This window comes from Olsenella sp. Marseille-P4559, assembly GCF_900605015.1.
Taxonomy (GTDB): domain Bacteria; phylum Actinomycetota; class Coriobacteriia; order Coriobacteriales; family Atopobiaceae; genus Tractidigestivibacter.
Map to the genome: position 1 here is coordinate 97,718 of NZ_LR027573.1, position 21,679 is coordinate 119,396.

The following is a 21,679-nucleotide window of genomic DNA, read 5'->3' on the forward strand; positions in this document are numbered from 1 at the left end:
AAGTGCGCATATTTGCCAGGCCTCTCGCGTTTGCCCAGTTGACCGGGAGGCGCTTGGCGAAAATCGAGGTCGTGCGTACGCACGACGCAGAATTCTTGCCAAAGAGCACCCCGGAAAGACCGCTTGTGGCAGATACCTACATTCGTGCGTACGCACAGATGCGCCTCTCCGTCGAACGGGACGTCGGCGGCCCCGCTCCGAAATCCAGGCCCATGGCGCTATGCAGCGAGCCACCAGCCCCTGCACTCCTCTCGCTCGCACGCCAAGCACTCCCCCGGCAGCGCCCACATGGGCTTCTCGAAGGCGACCTTTCCGTCCGGCAGAAATGCGACCTCAGGGAATAGGCCCTTCATGAGGCGGTGCCTCTTCGCGGCCGTCCCCTTTGGGGGCCGGCGTAGTCGCTTGTCCAAACGCTTGCTCAGCTGCCGGACCATCTCACTCAGTTGCCTCTCGTCTCGAATCTGGGTAGCGGTCGCATGCTGCAGTGTGATGCCATCGTGCATGAGTGCGAGGTCACGCTGTATATCGCGCATCAGGCGCTTGTGGAACTCGGGCCCGTCATACTCCATGGCCCAGTGGGCCTTTTCCCAGTAGATGTCGATTACGTAGTAGGGACAGCTCGCAATTGCTGCAGCCCCTTCGCTAAGCCAGACAACTTGGTTAAGTACAGGCCTCTCCAAACCATAACCGCCAAGGGAGCGCGAGAGTATCATCACCAACGCGCTTCTCGACTCCATTGGCGACCAAGAGTTATCGAGTACCCAACGAAGAGCCTTTTGTGCCTTGCGCAAGCCATAGGCCCCCGGCTCTTGAGCGTCGAGAAATGCCTGTATCCTCTCGATTGTTGTTATGCCGCCAGTAGCAACAAACCCCTTCTCGGTGCAGGAGGGAAAGTACTTCCCGCAGAGACAATAACCCAAGAGAATGAGGTCTACCAGGGGAAGCTCGCCGGCCAACTGAAGAAAGCAGAACTCCGGGCTCGAGGCCCAAAGGCCGTCGCCGAGAGAGACCAACGAACCTGAAGACACTTTGCCGCTCCAGCAATGCGGTGCAAGATGACGGGACCTGAGCCTCTTCGAGCTGGAGTCGACGAGCACATCAATGCGCCTTGGAAGCTCACGCATGCCGAGAAGTTCTAACAGCCGAGCTTGTAATCCCTCGACATCACGGCCATCTGTCCCAATCGAGCATGATGCTTCATCTAGGGTTGCCAGTTCAGATGCTGGGGGTATTGACGTTCTTCCACCTGCATCTGCCAAGGTTGCCAGAACCCAAAGCGCTGTTGCGTGAGAGAGCACGTACTTCATGGGAACCTCCTTTTGTTACCGCTTGCGGAGCCCGAGCATCCCACAAGGCCCTTGCAAGCTTCTGACGATGCACGGACAGGATGCTGTCATGCAGCTTGCACGGAGAACTGTGGCCTTGCAGACAAGGACAGCATTTCGGCTGGTAAACAGGGTTGTAACTAGAGAGTCCCGAGTTGGTGCATGCAGAGATGGACGCTCCCCATTCTCGCAGTGACGTTGGCAAAAATCCTCTGTGGTGCATACCCATACGGACTAGTCGCCGACACTGCCTTGGGGATTCTCTGGACACCTGGCCAGGTTGGCAAATATCCATAGTCGTGCGTACGCACGACGGGGAACTCCTGACAATTTCGCCCCTCCAGGGAACCCGTCGGGCAGAAATACCCGGTCAAGCGTACGCACAATGCCTAACTTTTGACGGCACCCTAACGTTTGCCCAGTTGGCCCGGGAAGGCTTGGTAAAAGGTGGGCGTTATGCGTACGCACGATGGGACTTTCTCGCCAGAGGGATCCACCTCGCATCTTCTTATGACAGATTCCTCTGCTTGTGTGTACGCATGCCGAGCAAAGAGGCCCCAACCTTGCGGCGGGGGCCTCTTGAGCTGTGCGGCTTAGCCGGCAGCAGGTCTTACCTAGCAGACGCTACGCGCTGGCGTACATGTCCTTAAGCTTGAGAAGGTGCGCATAGCGAGCCATCGCGGCCTCCTCGTTCTCGGCGAAGAGCTTCTCAGCACGGCCCGGGAACTCGCTGACGAGACGGGCATAACGAGCCTCGTTCATCAGGAAGTCCTGGTAGCCACCCTTCGGCTCCTTGGAGTCGAGCACGAACTTCTTGCCATCGGGCGCGGAGGGATCGAAGCGGAAGAGGTTCCAGTAGCCGCAATCGACGGCGCGCTTCATCTCCTCCTGGCAGTGCATCATGCCGCCCTTCTTGATGGAGTGCATCTCGCAGGGGCTGTAGCCGATGATCAGCGACGGGCCGTCGTAGGCCTCGGCCTCGCGGATGGCCTTCAGGGTCTGCATGGGGTTGGCACCCATAGCGATCTGCGCCACGTAGATGTAGCCGTAGCTCATGGCAATCTCGGCGAGGGACTTCTTCTTGGTCTCCTTGCCTGCGGCAGCGAACTGAGCGACCTGGCCAAGGTTAGACGCCTTGGATGCCTGGCCACCTGTGTTGGAGTAGACCTCAGTGTCGAAGACAAAGACGTTGACGTCGCGGTTCTGGGCCAGGACGTGGTCAAGGCCACCAAAGCCGATGTCGTACGCCCAGCCGTCGCCACCGAAGATCCAGAAGGACTTCTTGGTGAGGTAGGACTTCTCGGCCAGGAGCTTCTCGGCCTCTGGGGTACCCGCGGCCTCGAGCGCCTTGACGAACGCGGCAGCCGTGGCCTTGGATGCAGCGGCATCGCTACGAGCCTCGAGCCAGTTGGTTGCAGCGGTCTTGAGCTCGTCAGATGCGCCGGACTCGATAAGCGCCTCCGCCATGGCCACAACGCGGTCGCGCTCGGCCTCGTAGCCAACCTCCATGCCAAAGCCGTGCTCGGCGTTGTCCTCGAACAGCGAGTTGTTCCACGCGGGACCGTGGCCCTCGGCGTTCATGGTGTACGGGCAGGTGGCCGCAGGGTTTCCCCAGATGGAGGAGCAGCCGGTGGCGTTGGAGATGAACATGCGGTCGCCAAAGAGCTGGGTCACGAGACGGGCGTAGCTGGTCTCGGCGCAGCCGGCGCAGGAGCCGGAGAACTCAAGCAGCGGCTTGTTGAACTGGGACGCCTTGATGTTGGCGTCACCGGCAAGCTCGTCCTTCTCGGTGACCTTGTTGACGGCGTAATCCCAGACCTCGACCTGATCGGCCTCGGCCTCCTGGGGCACCATCGTAAGGGCACCACCCTCCTCGATTGTGCTCTTGGGGCACATGGCAACGCAGTTGTAGCAGCCCATGCAGTCGAGCGGGGACACGGCGATGGTGAACTTGTAGCCGGTGCCCTTGGGGAGCTTGAGGTCAGTCGTACGCATGGCCTCGGGTGCGGCAGCAACCTCCTCCTCGGTCATGGCAACCGGACGAATCGTGGCGTGCGGGCACACGTAGGAGCAGGTGTTGCACTGGATGCACTTCGAGGGATCCCAGCGGGGAACCATAACGGCAACGCCGCGCTTCTCGTATGCGGAAGCGCCAAGCTCCCACTGACCGTCGGCGTGGTCCTCGAAGGCGGAGACGGGCAGGCTGTCGCCATCCATCATGTCGATGGGGGTGAGCAGCTCCTTGACCTGCCTCACGATGGCCTCGCGGCCCTCAAGCGTGAGCGTGGAGGGCTCGTCCTCGGCGGTTGCCCAGTCGGCAGGCACCTCGAACTTGTGGTACGCGGTGGCACCAGCCTCGATGGCCTTGTGGTTGGCGTCAACGACGGCCTGGCCCTTCTTCATGTAGGACTTGGTCGCGGCGTCCTTCATGTACTGAATGGCGTCCTCGGGAGGAAGCACCTTGGCCAGCGAGAAGAACGCGGACTGGAGCACCGTGTTGGTACGCTTGCCCATGCCAACCTTGGCAGCAAGGTCGATAGCGTCAATCAGGTACACGTTGATGCCATTCTTGGCGATGTAGCGCTTGCCGGCAGCAGGCATCTTCTCGGCGAACTCGGCGTCATCCCACTGGCAGTTCACGAGGAACGTGCCACCAGGCTTAACGTCGCGGACCATCTTGAAGCCCTTGACTATGTAGCTGGGGTTGTGGCAAGCAACGAAGTCGGCCTTGGTAACGTAGTACGGCGAACGGATGGGTGAATCGCCAAAGCGCAGGTGGCTGATGGTGACGCCGCCAGTCTTCTTGGAGTCGTACTGGAAGTAGGCCTGTACGTACTTGTCGGTGTGGTTGCCGATGATCTTGATCGAGTTCTTGTTGGCGCCAACCGTACCGTCGCCGCCGAGACCCCAGAACTTGCACTCGATGGTACCAGGGGCAGCGGTGTTGGGGGCGTCAAGATCCATGGGCAGCGACAGGTTGGTGACGTCGTCCACGATGCCGATGGTGAACTCCTGCTTGGGGGCGTCCTTCTTGAGCTCGTCGTACACGGCGAAGGCTGCCGCGGGCGGCTCGTCCTTGGAGCCGAGGCCGTAACGACCGCCAACAACGGTGATGTTGGAGAGGCCGGCCTCGTACAGAGCGGAGATGACGTCCTCGTAGAGGGGCTCGCCCACGGAGCCGGGCTCTTTGGTGCGATCGAGGACGGCGATCTTCTGGGTGGTCTCAGGCAGGACGGCCACGAGGTGCTTGATGGAGAACGGACGATACAGGTGGACCTCGACCAGGCCGACCTTCTCACCCTTGGCAACCAGGTAGTCGATGACCTCCTTGAGCGTGTCGCAGAAGGAGCCCATGCAGACCACGACGCGGTCGGCATCGGGAGCGCCGTAGTAGTTGAACGGCCTGTAGTCGGTACCGATGCGCTTGTTGATCTCGTCCATGTAGGCCTCGACGACGTCAGGGAGCTCGTCGTAGAGGGTGTTGCAGGCCTCGCGGTTCTGGAAGAACGTGTCGCCGTTCTCGTGAGAACCACGCGCATGCGGGTGCTCGGGGTTGAGCGCGTGGTCACGGAAGGCCTGCACGGCGCCCATGTCGAGCATCTCGCCAAGCTCATCGAAGTCCCACGTGGCGACCTTCTGAATCTCGTGAGAGGTGCGGAAGCCGTCGAAGAAGTTGAGGAACGGGGTCTTGCCCTTGGCGGCTGCGAGGTGTGCGACAGGGGACAGGTCCATGACCTGCTGAACGTTGCTCTCACAGAGCATGGCGAAGCCGGTCTGGCGGCAGGCCATAACGTCGGAGTGATCGCCGAAGATGTTCAGCGACTGCGTTGCGACGGTACGGGCGCTCACGTGGAAGACCGTGGGGAGCTGCTCGGCAGCGATCTTGTACATGTTGGGAATCATGAGGAGCAGGCCCTGAGAGGCAGTGTAGGTGCTCGTGAGGGCGCCCGCACCAAGAGAGCCGTGCACGGCACCGGCGGCACCACCCTCAGACTCCATCTCAACGACCTTGACCGGAGTACCGAAGACATTCTTCATGCCCTTGGCAGCCCACTGGTCGACATGGTCGGCCATGGGGCTAGACGGCGTGATCGGGTAGATGCCCGCCACCTCCGTATAGGCATACGACACCCAAGCCGCCGCCTCGTTGCCGTCCATCGACTTGAATTTTCTCGCCATATCCTCTCCTCCTCGGCAGCACCGCCGCGATAACGGTAATGCCAAACTAAGTGACCCAGGGACTGGCTGGCCCCGAGACTTCTGCCTTGGAACTGCACGGAGCAGTTGTCCAGACGTGTTTTATGATACCGCAATGCACCCATCAAAAGGGTGCAACGGGCAGGTCCTGAGCAATGGGCGCGCTTGGGTACTGCCTGGCAAAATACCCCTATTTAACTAGGGATTATTTGAACTGGGGCAATGCAGGCCGTAGCACTCGCAGCCCTTTGCAAGCACGTGTTACCGCATCAGTAATTGAGCCAATTAAAGTACCGTTCGCCGGGTGAATTAGGTCGTTCGCCGCAAAGCGATTTACAACTACCTCTTTTTCTTCTGAGTCGCAAGAAGCCGAGCGTACCCCTCGGCCAGTCGTGCCCCGCGAGGCCCTCCGGCATCCGTCGCACATACGACGCCATGCTCGTCTGACACGAGAAACACCTCGTCGTGGTTGAGCGTGCCGTCGAGAAGGCCTTGGGCGACCCCCTCCTCACGCGTGACGGTGATTCCCACCGTATTGGCAAGGTCCTGCACGAGCGTGACGGCGCCCGAGGCATCCTCGGCATCACCCATACCGCAGACGAGAGTGTCGCCTTTCACAATCCAGAGCGTCTCTGGGGCAACGCCGGTCTCCTCGGCCTCCTGCGATGACGCGAGCGCGCGGCTTGCGAGCGCTGATGCCGTGGGAGCGTCAATCGGCGTGTAGGGGCCAACGGTCATGGCAGCCTGGCCCCTGTCGTCTATGACAATCATGAGGACACCGTCGGGGTTGCTCGCAGAGCCATTCGCGAGCGTCCACTCGATGTGCTGCTTGGCCCATGCCACCAATTGGGTCGAAACCGCTCGCCCGTTCACCATGCGTTTCGAAAGGGCTCGAAGGTGGCGGTTCTCCATGGGCAACCTGCCCGATGCCAGCCGCCATCGGCACACGAGGACCGGCTGGCCCAAGGTGAAGTCCTGCTCTGAAGCTCTCTCGCTCATCGTTGCCACCCTCCCGACACACTTCCCGTGACGCCGTGAGACCGATTGTACGACCCCTCGACGCCAAGCCGGGGGCCCGCTTAAGCCGGGCGACCACCAGACTGGCTGCGCGACGTTCGCACACGCATCGAGCATAGTACCCGATGCGCCACCTGCGGTACTGTGAGAAGATATGACGCCAAGCAAAGCCAAGTGCAGGAACGTGAGAGGTGCAGATACATGGCATGGCGTGACCAACGCACGCGTAACGAAAGGGCCCAACGGCCACCAGTGCTTTCCATTGAGGAGCCCACAGGGCAGGCACTTGCGGATGCGGCAGGGCTGATAGGCAGAACCTGGTATCCAGACGAGCCGGAGGCAAGGCGTGGTGCCTGCGAGAAAATCGAACTCGCACACCACCTCAAGCACGCAACCTACGTACGCGCGGCAATGCTCGGCAACAGATTTGCAGGAATCGTCGCAGCTGCCCCCACGGAGCTGCACCGCCATCCAAAGCCAGGCAACGTAAGCGCCCTGTGGTATCGGGACCATATGCGCGCAGTTGCTCCCTGGGCCGAGAAAACCAGCGACGGGGCCGCCATTGGCGTAGCCCTTGCCCCCATCACTGCCGAGATGGCTCTGACCCAGGAGCTCCTCGAGAGCCAAGACGACCGCGCTGCCTGGGAAGTCACACTTTTAATCGTTGACCCTGCATGCCATGGCAAAGGCGTCGGAAAGGCCCTCTTCATGGGAGCCCTCGACTACCTGAGCCACCAAGGAGCACCGGGCTTCTTCCTGGCAACCGACGACGGCTGTGACTTTGGCTTCTACGACCACCTTGGCCTCGAGCGCATTGCCGAGCGAGAGGCACCTGGCTGCACCGCGCCTTTGGCGGGGCACCACGACAAGGGGCCGTTCCACGTCTACCTCTATGGCGCGCGGCTGGGAGACGAGAGCGATGTGCGCTAGCCCTTCCTGCAGCCGACCGATGATTGCTTCGCAAGCGCCCGTCCCATCGCATCCGCGGGTAGTCGGGCGGTTTGCGCCCACTCCCTCCGGTCGCATGCACCTGGGTAACGTGTTCTCTGCTCTCATGGCATGGCTCTCCGCAAGAAACGCCGGCGGCAGCATGGCCTTGAGAATAGAGGACCTTGACCCACGGGCCCAGGGTCGTTCGACCGCAGAACTGCTTATGGAGGACCTCTCCTGGCTTGGCCTTGACTGGGACGAAGGCCCCTACTTCCAGAGCAAGCGGGGAGACCTGTACTCCGCAGCCATCGGCCGGCTGAGCAGCCGAGGACTCACCTACCCCTGCTTTTGCACGCGTTCCGAACTGCATGCAGCCACCGCGCCCCACGCCTCCGATGGCACCTATGTCTACCAAGGTACGTGCAGAAACCTCTCCCCCGATGAAATTGTCCGCAAGTCCAGGCTGCGACCGCCCGCCACAAGGCTCCGCGTGCCCCACGAGAACGACCCTACAGGCACCATCTCCTTCGATGACCTGGTCTACGGCCGCCACACCGAAGTGCTCGCACACGAATGCGGTGACTTTCTCGTTCGCAGAAGCGACGGCGTTGTTGCCTACCAGCTCGCCGTGGTTGTCGATGACGCCCTCATGGGCGTGACCCAGGTGGTTCGCGGACACGACCTTCTTGGGTCTGTGCCTCGCCAGATTTACCTCCAGCGCCTGCTTGGGTTTCCCACACCGTCCTACGCCCATGTCCCTCTGCTTATCAATCCGGACGGACGACGTCTCTCCAAGCGCGATCATGACCTTGACCTTGGCATTATTCGCGAGAGTGGCTATAGCTCGCATCAGGTTGTTGGGTTTCTCGCCTCCCTTGTAGGGCTTGCGGAGAGGGACGAGGAAATCTCGGCAGACGAGCTTGTACCGCGCTTCTCGTGGAATGCTCTCCGTGGGCACGGGCCCGACATCGTAATGGAACATAGGGCATGCCCTCCTTTCGTAGGCGCTTCCCGCAAAAACTTTGGCCGATAAGAGATGGGGAACGGTTGGGGAACGTCCCCATCTCTTAAAACTGGGTTGTGACGAGCCGGGTTTGTGGGGTATCATGCTTGGGCACAACGTTCGGAGAGCTGACCGAGAGGCCGAAGGTGCTCGCCTGCTAAGCGAGTATTCCCTCCAAGGGAATCTGGGGTTCGAATCCCCAGCTCTCCGCCAGTTGCGACTACCGCGAACCCCGTCCTGAGTTATTTCCGGGCGGGGTTCGTTGTATTTTGGGCCCATCTCACCACAGTGCGACAAAGAATATGTGCGGGAAATAACCCTTGACTCCCCGAGGCTTTCGTGTCATATTATCTAACCGCACGCGCCGTTACCTCAGCTGGATAGAGGACCTGACTACGAATCAGGGCGTCATAGGTTCGAATCCTATACGGCGCACCACGCAAACACAGGCCAGACGGGTTTTCTCGTCTGGTCTTTTTGTTGCCCTGGCTCAGCCTCCAACGCCTAGCATCCCCCTGACACCGGCCGGTATGTCACGCCCGTCGCGGAACCAAGCGACTGGTACGAATATGAGACCCTGTGCGCATCGCAGAGATCCATGAGGTCCACAAGCGCATGCTCGCCGCTGTCGAAATAGGAATGCAGGCGAGAGTTCATCTCGGCTCCAGCACCCAACGCCGATGCAAGGCAGCCAATGACCTCTGGCGCAAAGACAATCTGCAGTTTGTGCCGAGGCTCGCCGTACGCAACGCTAGCCGATGGTCCGCTTACCTCCTCGCTCACCATAAGAGAGCCGTCCCCAGAGTAGCCCGACTCGATGACCGTGACGTCGCCCATCTTCTCCTTTCGAGCTATGACCTGCATCTCTTTGCCCCACATGCTCTTCTCTGCCATCTTTATACCTCCCGACTGATTGTGTGTTGAGAGAAGTCTACTCCATCGACATGAAAAAATAGAACATATGTTCTTGTTATTCGCTCACCGATGCTTCTCTTCGGTGAGTGGCAGGCCCCGTGCGTGGTGCAGGATTTCTTTCCGGGGTACCTTAGAACCTAGTTACCGAGGGATGGAGGGCAGCATGAGCAAGGTCAACGGGGTGGGCGTTGCGTTCTGTGGCGGCGGCTTCCGCTCGTACGCCGAGGTCGCAGTTGTCGAGGACCTGGCGCGAGAGGGAATCACCATCGGTGCCGTTGCAGGCACTTCGATGGGGTCGCTCGTAGCATCCCTCGTGGGCGCGGGGCTCTCCCCTCGCCGCGTCGCGGAGCTCTTGGTAGAGCTGGACCGTCGCGTTGTGGAGACGGGCACCCTCAAGAACCTACGTCTGCGTGTCATCGCCATGGTAGCTTCAAACGGCATAGTCGAATCCGAGAAGATGCAGGAGCTTGCGCGAGAAGTCCTTGGCGAGGCGGGCGTCCACACCTTTGCGGACTTCATCATACCCGTAGCCATGCCGGCGGTAGACATTGTCTCGGGCGAGCTTGCCGTGTTCACGAACGACCCAGACCTCTTTAGGGGCACGGGAGCTGGCTGGACCTGCATCTCGGGAGACGACCTCGACGTTGCAAGCTGCGCATGCGCATCGGCCTCGTATCCCCTGGTGATAGCCCCAACATCCTACCGTGGCCACGTCTACATGGACGGCGGCTGCCGCATGAACCTTCCCACGCCGCTCTTTGACCGCAGCTCGGTTGACGCCGTGGTGGGTGTGGGGATGATCCGTCAGATGGAGCCCCTGCACGACCTCAAACCCCTTGCCATAGCCCAGAGGACCATGTCGTGCGGCGCAAACCAGCTTGACCGCCTGCACGCACAGGCCGCCGACATCTACGTTAACCTGCCCGTCTCGGGCACGGACGCCTTCCAGGCGGGGACCGGTCAGCTTGCCATCGACGAGGCGCGAGAGATGCTCCGTGCCAACCCCGTCGACTGGAGCGCCGCTCGACCCAGCGCCTTCTCCGCAATGCGGCGCGCCGCAGTCGACGCCATTGCCAGCATGGTCCGTGGCTGGCAGAACTCCCAGCAGGGCTAGGGGCAAACCACAGAGGCGCACTTCCCAGACCTCCAAACGAAGAAGGGGGCACCGTCACCAGGCGACGCCCCCTTCGTAGCGCATGCCAAAGCCAACCGCAGCCCAGCGATACCAGCTACGCGAGAGGCCTGATGACCTCCATGTCGCGCATGTACGGACGCAGAACCTCGGGCACCGTGATCGAGCCGTCAGCGTTCTGGTAGTTCTCCATGATTGCCGCCATGGTGCGGCCAACGGCGAGACCGGACCCGTTGAGCGTGTGGACCAGGCGCGTGCCCTTGAACTCCGCGGGATCCTTGTAGCGAATGTTCGCACGGCGAGCCTGGAAGTCCCAGCAGTTGGAGCAGGAAGAAATCTCCTTGTAGCTGTTGTAGCTAGGCAGCCAGACCTCAAGGTCATAGCACTTGGTAGCAGAGAAGCCAATATCGCCGGTGCAGAGCGAAACCACGTGATAGGGCAGGCCAAGGAGCTGCAGGCACCTCTCCGCCTCGGCAACCATGCTCTCAAGCTGGCCCATGGAGTCCTCAGGCTTGGCAAACTTGACCATCTCCACCTTGTCGAACTCGTGCACACGGATGATGCCGCGCGTGTCCCGGCCGGCAGAGCCTGCCTCCTCGCGGAAGCACGGTGTGAACGCGGTGTACCAGAGCGGCAGCTTATCTCCGTCGAGAATCTCGTCCCTGTGGATGTTGGTGAGCATGACCTCGGCCGTGGGGATGAGGTACATGCCGCCGCTCACGTGGTAGAGGTCCTCGTCGAACTTGGGCAGCTGGCCCGTGCCAAACAGGGATTCGTGGTTGGTGATGACGGGTGGCCACCACTCGGTAAAGCCAGCCTTCACATGCGTGTCAATGAAGAAGTTGATGAGAGCGCGCTCCATGAGGGCGCCGGCACCACCAAGCAGGTAGAAGCGCGTGCCCGCAAGCTTGATGCCGCGCTCGAAGTCAATCATGCCCGTGGAGGAGCCCAGGTCCCAGTGTGCCTTGGGCTCAAAGTCGAACTTCGTGGGCTCTCCCCAATGGCGAACCTCGGGGTTGTCGGAGTCATCAACGCCGTAGGGTACGGACTCGTGCGGGATATTGGGAATTGCGGCGACAAGGTCGAAGAGGTCCTTCTCGACCTTGGTGCGCCTCTCGTTGAGCTCCGCGATGCGGTCCTTGCTGGCTGCGACTTTGGCCTTTGCGGCCTCCGCCTCATCCTTCTTGCCCTCGCGCATGAGCTGGCCAACCTGCTTGGAGATGGCATTGCGGTCAGCCTGCAGCTGCTCCACCTCTGAAATGACCGAGCGACGCTCTCCATCAAGCTCGAAGAAGCGCTCGCGATCCCAGCGCGCGTTCTGGCGAGAAGCGCAGGACTTATCGACGAGGTCTGGATTCTCTCGCACGAACTTGATGTCGAGCATGTGTGAACTCCCTTGCTTATGTGCGTCGATACCCCGTGGTGAGGTCTGGCGCGCCAAGGCCACATCTGCGGCCCGGCGGCGTTCCAAGTATATACTTGTGCGGTATCCGTTGGCCCCTTGCGGGCCTAGCGCCCGGGAGGCTTACGTATGGAGGACTTCATCACCTGGCTTTTCACTGACAGGACCGGCGTGGTATGCCTCGTTGTGGGCGGCATGTTGGTCTGCCTGCTCATTTCCTTCATCCTTGAGCGCCGCACGCGCGAGCGCTATTACAATCACGAGAAGTCCGAGGACGACTGGGACCTCTTTGGCGACGACGAGGACGAGGACGCCGACAAGTAGGGCATTCTTGTGCCGAGAAACGCGCGACATCCTGCCTCGAGGAGGGCGGCTGGCAGAAAAGTGGGGTCGTGCGTACGCACAACCCACAACTTCTACCAATTTTGCTCCCCTAGGACTTCTCCCGGGTAGAAAAGTGGGGTCGTGCGTACGCACAACCCACAAGCTCTGACATGGCCCCGACGTTTGCCCAGTTGGGCGAGAAACCCCTGGCAACAGATGGTGATGGTGCGTACGCACAAGTGAGCTTTCCTGCCACCGCACGCCCGCCCAGGCCCGTTTCTGGCAGAAAATCCTGATCGAGCGTACGCACGAGTGGCTTTCTCTGCCACCGCACACACCACAGGCGTGAGAACTCCTATCCATCGACGCCGGTACCAATTCAATTCCTTGCTCACAGAGAGCGCCTCCGCTGGAGAATCCAACGGAGGCGCTCTGGCAATTCATGGTGCGGGCGAAAGGACTTGAACCTTCATGAACTGTCCGGGCGGGTGGAGCGTCGCGGAATCTCCCTCCCTTTTATGCCACTCTACCTGCTGTTATGTGTAACCTCGCATACCTTTGCGGTACCTCACTAACTCGCAATTCGTACCGGATTCGTACCGGCCCTGCGACAAAAAATTAGTCCATCGGGGGTCCCGGCCAAACAGCTGATAGCCTAAAGAGTGGGAGCTTTTCATTTAGGGGCGTCCGGTCGAAATCCGTGGAGGGGACGCCGGTCCACGCAAAATATTCCAGAGGGGTGGTCGGGTAGTGGGGGGGTGCCTCCACGCGGGTGGGCGGCGGCGGGAGCTACGCCGCCCACCCCTGGGGCATCAGGCCCATGCCATGGGTTGGGTTGGGTTGTGTTCTCTCTCTTATAGGGCCATTCACACCCAACCCAGGGGTGTCGACAGCTGGCAGTTCGCAACCAACCCAACCCCTACTCGTCCTCCTCCGCGTCCTCCTCTAGGAACACGGGACTGCCATCCTCGTACCTCGCGCGTCCGTCGTTGCCACGCTCGCACTCGCGCAGGGCATCGCCCGCACCTGTCCTCCAATGGGTGCATCCGTCCGAGCGCCGTGTCCAATCCTGGAACGTGCCGAATGTGGGGCGGTCTATGCCCAGCTCCCCGCAGGTCCTGTCCATGGCCTCGTAGACTGCCTTCCGCGTGGGCTGCTCCCCACGTCCCTGAAGAATCCTCACAGCCTTGGTGACGGCCTCGTCCTTCAGGTTGCGCTTCGCCTGGCAAGCCTGCCTCGTCGCGCTCCCGCCCTTCTCGTGGGCCATGTCGCCGCGCTGGCTTATCCCCCCGAGCGCATCCCACTCGTCCACCGTGAAGAGCGGCCATGTCTTGTACACGTTGAGGCTGTCGCGGTCCGCGAAGCTCCTCGGGCCGAACTGGACGCGGTACCCGCTGTGCTCCGGGCTTCCGATGCCCAGCGAAAGCGCCCTGTCCCAGGCGTCCGTCCCCTCCCTGAGGGGCATGAGTTCGCTGATGCCGACAACCAGGTCCGCGTCGCCCCCGAAGTCCCCGGAACCCCTGGCAAGCTCGTAGACGGTCTTGTTCGCCGCCCCGCCCTTGGCGCTGTGGTGGGCATAGACGATCGAGCAGTCCAGGTCCCTGCGCAGCATGTCCAGCTGGAGGAGCATCTCGTTCACCGTCTCATGGGTCTCCTCGCCCTCCTCCAGCTTGTATATCGGGTCTATCACCACGACGTCGTAGCCCCGCGCGCCTGGCTGCGCCTCTATCCAGCGCCTCAGGCCCTCCACGGTAACGCGCCTGCCGTCGATGGTCCCGCCTCCAGTCGACACGGTGTCCAGAGTGTCCTTGTAGCTCAGGTAGCTCAGGCCCATGTGCCTCCTCACCACTTCCACGCGGGCATGGAACTCGTCCTCGTCAAGCTCGATGTTCACGTAGAACACGCGCACGCGCTGGCAGCTGTGACCGAACCACTCGCCGCCCGTCGCGAGGGCCAGGCTGAGGTGGATGGCCTCCATCGACTTGTGGGACTTCATCGGGCCGACTATCAGGCACTTTCCGCCCCTGCGCATGAGGCCTTCAATGAGGGCGGGCCTGAGCGGACGCCTGTTCGGTCCCGTGCGGTCGGATGCGTGGACGATCCGAAACGTCGCGACGGGCGCTGCGTCACTGGCACCCCCTGCCCCGCTCGCCCGCTCCCTCACCCACGCTTCCCAGGAGGAGAACGATCCCATTCCCGTCTCAACGGCTAGAAGCTGCTGGACGCTCCCTCCGCGCATGGCACCGGCAAGGCGCGTGAGCCGGGAGGGGTTCTTGCATTGCGGGTCATGCGGAAGGCCGTTGGCGTCGCACACACTATAGACAAGGTCGCGTCGACGCTCCCACTCGTCGCGGGTAAGGCTCTCCCCGTCATCTGCCACACGCACGACGGCATGGACGGACTTGTTCCCGCTGTCCACCACACACGCACAGGGCAGTCGCAGGGCAACTATCCTCTCAAACTGCCGACGCTTAGCCTCTTCCAGCTCCTCGACGCTCATGTCCCCCGCACCTTCGGGGTCGCTTTCCACAAGCACGTTCCGGAAGGCGGTCACGTCCGCGTCTCCCTCGGCCTTGCCACCCCTGGCCTCATGCTCGCCACTCGTAGGGTTCACCCTGAGCCACGCGCCCGTGGCCGCATCGCACCCGTCAAGATATGCGCCCGCAACCTCACCGTCCCGGAGTGCCGCGGGGGGCAGCGTGTCACCCCCTCCGACCGGGCTTCCTCCGGAGGTGTGGTCCTTCACGAGGTTGGCCTGCTCTGCGTCCCGGAACATTGCGTGGACCTGTGCCACAAGCTGCTGAGGGCGGTCTAGCGCGGGCGGAACGGGCACGTCGGCCTCTGGTAGCCTCAGATCCCATGAGCGGCCTAAACCGGTCTTAGAGCGGCTCTCAGCCGCCCTCCGGGGGGCTTGTGTGGACTGTACCGACTCCGGTTCCCGCCCGCCATGAGACGCCCGGTAGCTATCCAAAAACTCCGAGGAGCGCCCCGCAGGCTTCCCGTATGCGCTTGCCACGCAGCGGGAAGCCTCGTTCTCCGGAAGGGGCGGGGCGCACACGGTGGAATTCTCCGCCTGCACAAGCCACTCGGCCTCATCCCGCGCAGTCTCCTTGGCGTTAAGGCTGCATGCGTAGCGATACAGGTAGTCGTTCCGTCCCACGGCACCGTTGCCGTTGTCCTGCCCCTCGTGGACTGTTGCCTGTCTCTGGAAGCGCTCTGCCAACCTAAGCGCCTCCCCCATGGGTCTTGCCCTCGCTGAAGTCGATGAGGCTCTGCTTGGGAATGCGGAACACGCGGCCCATGCGGACGGCAAACAGGTCGCTGCGCCGGATAAGCTCGCGCAGGGTCTTCTCGTTGGTCCCCAGCGCCTCGGCGGCTTGGGAAGTGCTGTTCATGTCCGGGTAGGACGCAAACGGGACGTAGGGTGAGGGCGTGACGGTACCGACAGCCCCATCGCCATCACCGTGGGTGGCGCAAGTGGGCTGCACGCTAGCAGAGTTCGGCATGGGCGCACCTCCCATCCAGGAAGGCGGCGACCCCATGCAGGCTCACTCCGTCGAACCTCGACCTCGCGGTCTCCACGAAGGGTGCGGCCTCTGGGTGGTCTGCCAGGTAAATGCGTACCAGGCACGGTATGAGGGCGTTCGGTAGCTGGGTCGTGTCCCCGCTGCTGTCCACGTAGCGCTTGGCCCGCATGTTCTCGGCGGCTCGGTACGGGGAGGCCTTGCGCCCCGCCTTGACGTCCGCGTCAAGAGCCGCGCAGAACCCGCACGCGTAGGCGGGACGGTTGTCCTCGATCCAGCGGTACGCGCTTCTGGCGTCCTGCACTGTCCTATCATGGCTGGTGGTGGCGGCATCCTTGCCGTCGGCCTCCCTGCTGTCGCGTTTGTTCTCCAGGCACCCGCGGCAGCGGGGTCTTTTCTTCCCTGCCATTACCATTCCTCCTCCCATTCAATGAGCGGGCAATCGGCGCGGCTCGCGATCATTGCGACGGCACACGTCAGGGCCTTGTGGTCCTCAAGCATGTCCGACCCTGCGGGGACGCCGCGCTCCTCGAACGGAATGGCCCAGGCGCACTCGTCGCTCCTGCACTCCTCGCCCGTCATCGGGCAGAACGTGCTCAGGTGATACCTGCTGAAGCTAGGGAACTTGTGGCCCATCTACTCCTCCACTTCCTCGAACAGCTCGGCGGGGTCTCCGGTCCACCCCAGCGCCTCGGCGATGCGCTTGCCCCGCTTGGGGTAGGCGGGTTCCTTGCCGCCCACGATGCGGCACATCGAGGAGTAGTTGACCTTGCAGAGCATTGCGGCCTTGGCGATACTCAATCCCCTTTCCTCCAACAGGTCCCTGACTCTTACGTGCTTGGAATCCGTCATGCCTTACCTCCGATTTAGTCTTGACGTTTTCAATTCACATTGAGGATAATCTCAGTGTGAGTCTGGTTAAACATGACTTTTACAAGACTTTAGAGGAGGCATGGAGTGACACGGGATGAGGCTTTCCAAGAGATTTTTGGCATTGATGACGTCACGTTCGATGACGTGCTCGAATTCGCCAACCCCCATGGTACGAATCAAACTGATGAGGAGCGCCTCGACAGGCTTGTGGAGCGATACGGGGGCTCGAACTTCCTTCCGGACTATCTTTCCCGTCTGACAGGGAATGGTGCTGGAGGCATGCGCTCCCCCCTGGACGTCGAAGGCCACAAGGAATACTGGAGCGAGATAGCCTCTATGCGGAGGGGGCGCGAAGAAAGCCACGAGAGGCGCATGCTGACGGCCATCTCCACCGCCAGCCGACTCATACGATTAGCCATAACGCTGCTCTCGACCCTACAGAGTGATTCCCACATAACCCGGGACACGCTTGTCCGGGCTGGGATTGTGACCAAGGACAGCAACCTCACGGCAGAGGACGTCGCAGCTCGTTTACCCCCTCGTCGCGCCACTGTCCACAGCAGCCTCGTAGCAGGGAGCGTCAGTTGCACGTGCTCCATCGCCCTCCCCCCCAGTGACTACCTGCCATACCTATGGGAGGGGGTTGAACGGTCGATAAATCCATACAATGCCATTGGGGCTGACTTCATTCCATCAAGCGCCGATCGGAAGAGTCCGTTGTTTCAGCGCTTTGGCTGGGTCGCAGCACAATCAGACGCAAATCTCTTTTGCCTGCTGGGCCTGGTGCCTAATTCGGAAGAAGGATACCGTCAGGCAATAGAAAACCTGCTGGGCATCCTCCTGGACCTTCACCTTAACCACGTGTCCCAGAAGCACTATGGGACGGGCCAGTTTCGTTTTCTTTCCACCGACATCGTCACTGCCCTGTGGGTTCGCCTCAGGGAGTCGGGGTCTGGTGGGCGCGTGGGCTTTTGCCGCGTCTGTGGGAAGCCGTTCATCGCCACGAGTGAGAGGAGGGAGAAGCGCATGTATTGCGTTTCGGGTGGCGGATGCGAGAAAGCCTACACCCGCACCAAGAATGTGCTTGCCCGCATCGAAGGCGGGGAGACGCCGGAAGAGGCGCAACGGAACGTGGGAAACATCAGCCTGAAGCGGGTCAGGGAAATCGCAGTCCGAAATGAGCTTTTCAAGGACGGCTTCAACTACGGAATCTAGGGGCTCAGAGAGGAGGCAGAAATGAAGGTACGCGGCAAGGGGACCATAGTCGCGCTTGAGAAGCCGGAGAGAACATGCACGTACTGGCAGCTGCGCGTCCCGGTAGGCCTGGACTACCTGTCGAAAGAGTACAAGACGAAGACGCGCAGAGTCCACGGCACCATCACTGAGGCGCGCAGGAAGCTGCGCAACTTCATCGCCGAGCTTGAGAACGGCACAACATTGGACGCCGGCACCGTCACCCTCGGCACGTTCGCCTCGGAGTGGATGAGAGAACGCGAGACCAACACCGTAAAGCCGCCCCGCAAGGGCACCCTCAGGAACAACGACCTTGCAGTAAGGACAATCCAGAAGTCGCTCGGCGGAATCCTGCTGAAGGACCTCAACGCCGAGCACATAGCGGCCTTCTACTCGCGCCTCATGAGCGGAGAGGCGTCGCTGTCCGGCAGGCCTCTCTCAGGCACCAGCGCGAGGAAGGTGTCCGTCGTTCTGTCTCAGGTGCTCGACAAGGCGGTGAAGCGTCACCTGATACCGTCCAACCCCTGCAAGCTGCTGGATGCGGACGAAAGGCCGCGCGTCGACACCAAGGAGCGCCAACCCCTCACAGACGCGGACGCCAAGGCCCTCATTGCAGCGCTCTACGACGGGATGCCGGACGCCCACCGCATGGGCGCTACCCTGGCCATCGAGTGCGGCCTGAGGCGCGAGGAGCTTCTCGCCCTCTCATGGGGGGACGTGGACCTCTTGCACGGCATTGTCCACGTGTGCGGCGCTTACACGGCAGACGATGAGGCGGTCATGCCCACCAAGAGCAGGAAGGGCAACCGCTATATCCCCATCACGGGCAGTCCCCTCCACCATCGCCTGGCAGAGTGGCAGCAGGTCCAGTCCTCTCGCCTCTCTGCCCTGGGCATCAAGCAGGTGCCCGCAACCCCCGTGGTCACGAACAGGGAGGGAGGGCGCATACACCCCAACAGCTTCTACCGTTGGTGGAGGGCCTTCTGCGAAAAGTGCGGCATCCGGTCGTGCGGGCTACACACGCTGAGGCACACGTATGCGACTGCCCTTGGACGGCGCGGGGTGGACGTGAAGACGATCCAGACCCTCATAGGGGACTCGACGGGGGACGTCGCCCTCAACATCTACATGCACTACAACCCGGAGAACGGGAGGAACGCCATGAGCGAGGTGAGCAGCTTCTTCCACGGGGGTATGGGCGTCAGCCCGGGGTCTGAAACCAGGGCCTCCAATGCCCTCGAAAGCGACGTCTCGTAGTCGCCGGTCCGCGCAATTCGTACCGGATTCGTACCGGGCAGGTGCTCGTCCAACAGAAAAAGAGCGTCCCCGGTGGTAAGTTTTAAAGCCTCTACCAGCGGAAACGCTCTTCTCGATTTTATGGTGCGGGCGAAAGGACTTGAACCTTCATGAGATTGCTCTCATACGGACCTGAACCGTACGCGTCTGCCAATTCCGCCACGCCCGCGTGCTGGGATATATTACAGCATCCCGCCGCAAATGCCAACTGGAGATTCACAAAATCGGGTAGTCTACGCCCCCATCTGGGCGCGGGTCTCGTCGATGATGCGGCGCACCTCCGCGGCGCTCCTGGCGATCTCGTCCGCGGAGCCCCTGGTGAGCAGGCTCCCCATGCCGCAGGCGTCCACGCCGGAGCGCACCCACTCGGCGAGGTTGCCGAGGTTGATGCCGCCGGAGGCCATGAGGGGCATCCAGGGCGTGGGGGTCTTGAAAAGGCCGACCAGCTGAGGCCCGTAGGCGTTGGAGATCGGGAAGCACTTGACGAAGGCGGCGCCGATCTCGAGGGCGCGGTTGGCCTCGGTCACGGTGGTGCGGCGGGGGGGGTGGGGGACCTGGTAGAGGTTGCACACGCGCGCGACCCCGTCGCTCAGCGTGTTCGCGACGACGAACTGGGCGCCCGCCATGACGGCCAGCCGAGCCGTCGTGGCCTCCATCACGGTGCCGGCGCCGACGAGCATGTCCCCGCCGAAGCGCTCCCGGATGCCGGAGATGACCCCTCCCGCGCTGGGCAGCGTATAGCTCACCTCCATGGCCCCGACGCCGCCCCCGAGCAGCCCCTCCGCGACCTCGGGGCCGCGCTCGACGGTCGGGACGCGGACGACCGCGAAGGCGCACGTGTCGTAGAGCGCCCTGGTTACGCTTGCCTTCTGGATCCCCATTGCTGTATCCCCCTTCTCGTTATTGTTTCGCAGCGCTACCCGTGCGCGATGCCGTAGTGGTCGAGCATGGCGCGGGCCCTCTCGTCCAGCCCGGGCGAGGCCTCCGCCACGGGCCTCCTCGCCGGGCCCACCGGCACGCCGGCCAGCTCGAGGGCGCGCTTGAGCGCCTGGGGGACGGAGCCCATGTGCAGCACGTCCCTCAGCGGCCCCACCTCGGCCTGCAGGCGCGCGGCCGCCCCGGCGTCGCCGGCCTCGAGGGCGCGCCAGAGCCCCACGACCACCCCCGGTATGAGGTTCGCGGTGCCCGCGACGGCGCCGGAGGCCCCGAGCGCGTGGGCCGCGGAGATCATCCCGTCGGAGCCCACCAGGACGTCGACGCCCCTGCCCCTGGCCGCCTCGACGTAGGCCGCGAGGTTCGCCATGCTTCCGGAGGAGTCCTTCACGCCCCTGACGTTGTCGACCTCGGCGACGCGCGCCACGACCTCGGGCGAGAGGTTGGCGCCCGTGCACCTGGGGATGTTGTACATGAGCACGGGGATCCCCACGCCCTCGGCGACGGCCTCGTAGTGGCCCACCACCTCGGCGTCGGAGACCCGCAGGAAGTAGGGGTTCACGACCGAGACGGCGGAGGCGCCGGCGTCCTCGGCGCGCTTGGACATCTCGACGGCCTCGCGCGTGGAGCAGGAGCCGGTGCCCACGTAGACGGGCACGCGGCCGGCGGCCCTCTCGACCACGAACCTGGAGAACCCTATCCTCTCGTCCGGCGTGCACACGTGGAACTCGCCGTTGGAGCCGAAGGCGAAGATGCCGGAGACGCCGGCCGCGACGAGCCTCTCGACGAGCTGCTCGCCGGCCTCGTAGTCGATGGTCTGCCCCTCGTCGCGCCTGAACGGCGTGACCATGGGGACGATGACCCCGGAGAACGCAGACATGCCTGGGACTGCCTTTCTGCTCTGTGCTTGCGGATACGCTACTTGCTACTTGCCAGCGCGGATGGAAGCGCCAAGCGCCCCACCCGGGTGCCAGGTGACGTACTTCTCGGGCGTAAGACCAAACTCGTTCTGGAGAAGGATGGAGAGGCACTGCAGCTCAAGCGTCTCGGCAAGAATCGAAGCGCGAGGCGGCTTGTTCATGGGGTCGCCCTCCTGCGTGACACCGGCGATGAGCACAACGTCACCCTGCTCGGCAATCCAGGAGCTGGGACTGCCGGTGACGGCGATGATCTTTGCGCCATTCTTCTTGAGGCAGGTGACCGTGGCCTTGAGTTCCATGGTCTCGCCCGAGTTGGAGATGGCAATCACGACGTCGCCGGGAACAACCTGACCGGCGCTGCCGTGGACGCACTCGGTCCCGTGGAGCTCGTAGGTGGGCGTGCCGGTGGACGAGAAGAGCGAGGCTGCGTAGCCAGAGACGTGACCAGGCTTGCCGATGCCCGTCACGTGCACGCGACCGCCGTTCCTCTCGGCGTCCAAGATGAGCTGCTTGGCTGCACTCAGCGCATCGAAGCCGATGCCGGCAATGTACTCGTCAAGGGATGCCTTGACGATGCCAAGGAACTGCTCGACCTGTTCCTTATCTGATGCCATGTTCTTTCCTTTCTGATGGCCTAAACCACAGGCAATGACGC

Annotated in this window: 19 protein-coding genes and 3 tRNA genes; 8 read left to right on the forward strand and 14 right to left on the reverse strand. The window is 62.3% G+C overall.

What is annotated here, in order from left to right; all coding sequences use genetic code 11:
- Positions 1-218: 218 nt before the first annotated feature.
- The 3 genes from E0E00_RS00480 to E0E00_RS00490 all read right to left on the reverse strand — a co-directional run bounded on the left by E0E00_RS00480 (position 219) and on the right by E0E00_RS00490 (position 6,521).
- Positions 219-1,307, reverse strand: a complete 1,089-nt coding sequence (locus E0E00_RS00480; RefSeq protein WP_130810408.1) for a hypothetical protein — start codon at positions 1,305-1,307, stop codon at positions 219-221.
- 642 nt (positions 1,308-1,949) lie between these two features.
- Positions 1,950-5,504, reverse strand: a complete 3,555-nt coding sequence (gene nifJ, locus E0E00_RS00485) for a pyruvate:ferredoxin (flavodoxin) oxidoreductase (RefSeq protein ID WP_130810410.1) — start codon at positions 5,502-5,504, stop codon at positions 1,950-1,952.
- A 357-nt stretch (positions 5,505-5,861) separates the two neighbouring features.
- On the reverse strand, positions 5,862-6,521 hold the full coding sequence (locus E0E00_RS00490) for a hypothetical protein (RefSeq protein ID WP_130810412.1): 660 nt from the start codon (positions 6,519-6,521) through the stop codon (positions 5,862-5,864).
- 219 nt (positions 6,522-6,740) lie between these two features.
- On the opposite strand from E0E00_RS00490, the gene E0E00_RS00495 reads away from it, so the two are divergent.
- The 4 genes from E0E00_RS00495 (at position 6,741) to E0E00_RS00510 (ending at position 8,910) form a co-directional block, all read left to right on the forward strand.
- A complete protein-coding gene (locus E0E00_RS00495) occupies positions 6,741-7,469 on the forward strand; it encodes an N-acetyltransferase (protein WP_130810414.1) in 729 nt (242 codons plus the stop codon).
- A gap of 19 nt (positions 7,470-7,488) precedes the next feature.
- Positions 7,489-8,502, forward strand: coding sequence for a tRNA glutamyl-Q(34) synthetase GluQRS (gene gluQRS / locus E0E00_RS00500; protein WP_130810416.1), 1,014 nt, complete (start codon positions 7,489-7,491; stop codon positions 8,500-8,502).
- A gap of 92 nt (positions 8,503-8,594) precedes the next feature.
- Positions 8,595-8,685: transfer RNA gene (locus E0E00_RS00505), tRNA-Ser, on the forward strand.
- A gap of 148 nt (positions 8,686-8,833) precedes the next feature.
- Positions 8,834-8,910, forward strand: a tRNA-Arg gene (locus tag E0E00_RS00510).
- Positions 8,911-8,976: 66 nt separating this feature from the next.
- On the opposite strand, the gene E0E00_RS00515 is transcribed toward E0E00_RS00510, so the two are convergent.
- Positions 8,977-9,366: a hypothetical protein gene (locus E0E00_RS00515; RefSeq protein ID WP_130810418.1), complete on the reverse strand. Its 390-nt coding sequence runs from the start codon at positions 9,364-9,366 to the stop codon at positions 8,977-8,979.
- Between the two features lie 184 nt (positions 9,367-9,550).
- On the opposite strand from E0E00_RS00515, the gene E0E00_RS00520 reads away from it, so the two are divergent.
- Positions 9,551-10,501 (forward strand): patatin-like phospholipase family protein, encoded by a 951-nt coding sequence (locus E0E00_RS00520; protein ID WP_165443473.1) that lies wholly within the window; start codon positions 9,551-9,553, stop codon positions 10,499-10,501.
- 115 nt (positions 10,502-10,616) lie between these two features.
- Here E0E00_RS00520 and serS read toward each other — a convergent pair whose 3' ends face one another.
- Positions 10,617-11,903: a serine--tRNA ligase gene (gene serS, locus E0E00_RS00525; RefSeq protein WP_130810422.1), complete on the reverse strand. Its 1,287-nt coding sequence runs from the start codon at positions 11,901-11,903 to the stop codon at positions 10,617-10,619.
- A gap of 147 nt (positions 11,904-12,050) precedes the next feature.
- On the opposite strand from serS, the gene E0E00_RS00530 reads away from it, so the two are divergent.
- Complete coding sequence (locus E0E00_RS00530; RefSeq protein ID WP_130810424.1) at positions 12,051-12,245, forward strand: DUF6724 family protein; 195 nt, start codon at positions 12,051-12,053, stop codon at positions 12,243-12,245.
- A gap of 919 nt (positions 12,246-13,164) precedes the next feature.
- Here the strand turns inward: E0E00_RS00530 and E0E00_RS00535 are convergent.
- From E0E00_RS00535 to E0E00_RS00555, 5 genes are read right to left on the reverse strand one after another with little or no spacing between them, the layout of a single operon-like run.
- The gene (locus E0E00_RS00535) at positions 13,165-15,468 is read right to left on the reverse strand and encodes an AAA family ATPase (RefSeq protein ID WP_165443474.1); all 2,304 of its coding nucleotides are present in this window, start codon (positions 15,466-15,468) and stop codon (positions 13,165-13,167) included.
- 1 nt (position 15,469) lies between these two features.
- Positions 15,470-15,751, reverse strand: a complete 282-nt coding sequence (locus tag E0E00_RS00540; protein WP_165443475.1) for a helix-turn-helix domain-containing protein — start codon at positions 15,749-15,751, stop codon at positions 15,470-15,472.
- Entirely contained in the window at positions 15,735-16,178 is a 444-nt protein-coding gene (locus E0E00_RS00545) for a hypothetical protein (RefSeq protein WP_130810431.1), read from the reverse strand. The genes E0E00_RS00540 and E0E00_RS00545 overlap by 17 nt, the downstream gene beginning before the upstream one ends.
- Entirely contained in the window at positions 16,178-16,405 is a 228-nt protein-coding gene (locus E0E00_RS00550) for a hypothetical protein (RefSeq protein WP_130810433.1), read from the reverse strand. The genes E0E00_RS00545 and E0E00_RS00550 overlap by 1 nt, the downstream gene beginning before the upstream one ends.
- A complete protein-coding gene (locus E0E00_RS00555) occupies positions 16,406-16,570 on the reverse strand; it encodes a hypothetical protein (protein ID WP_207302592.1) in 165 nt (54 codons plus the stop codon).
- A gap of 156 nt (positions 16,571-16,726) precedes the next feature.
- On the opposite strand from E0E00_RS00555, the gene E0E00_RS00560 reads away from it, so the two are divergent.
- Both E0E00_RS00560 and E0E00_RS00565 read left to right on the forward strand, forming a co-directional pair.
- Positions 16,727-17,857 carry a hypothetical protein gene (locus E0E00_RS00560; protein ID WP_130810437.1) on the forward strand — a complete coding sequence of 377 codons (1,131 nt, stop codon included), beginning with the start codon at positions 16,727-16,729 and terminating at the stop codon, positions 17,855-17,857.
- 21 nt (positions 17,858-17,878) lie between these two features.
- Positions 17,879-19,132, forward strand: coding sequence for a site-specific integrase (locus E0E00_RS00565; RefSeq protein WP_130810439.1), 1,254 nt, complete (start codon positions 17,879-17,881; stop codon positions 19,130-19,132).
- Positions 19,133-19,253: 121 nt separating this feature from the next.
- On the opposite strand, the gene E0E00_RS00570 is transcribed toward E0E00_RS00565, so the two are convergent.
- The 4 genes from E0E00_RS00570 to E0E00_RS00585 form a co-directional block, all read right to left on the reverse strand.
- Positions 19,254-19,340, reverse strand: a tRNA-Leu gene (locus E0E00_RS00570).
- A 64-nt stretch (positions 19,341-19,404) separates the two neighbouring features.
- On the reverse strand, positions 19,405-20,052 hold the full coding sequence (locus tag E0E00_RS00575) for a ketohydroxyglutarate aldolase (protein WP_130810441.1): 648 nt from the start codon (positions 20,050-20,052) through the stop codon (positions 19,405-19,407).
- Between the two features lie 35 nt (positions 20,053-20,087).
- On the reverse strand, positions 20,088-20,984 hold the full coding sequence (locus E0E00_RS00580) for a dihydrodipicolinate synthase family protein (RefSeq protein ID WP_130810443.1): 897 nt from the start codon (positions 20,982-20,984) through the stop codon (positions 20,088-20,090).
- A gap of 45 nt (positions 20,985-21,029) precedes the next feature.
- Positions 21,030-21,638: an SIS domain-containing protein gene (locus E0E00_RS00585; RefSeq protein ID WP_130810445.1), complete on the reverse strand. Its 609-nt coding sequence runs from the start codon at positions 21,636-21,638 to the stop codon at positions 21,030-21,032.
- Between the last annotated feature and the right edge of the window lie 41 nt (positions 21,639-21,679).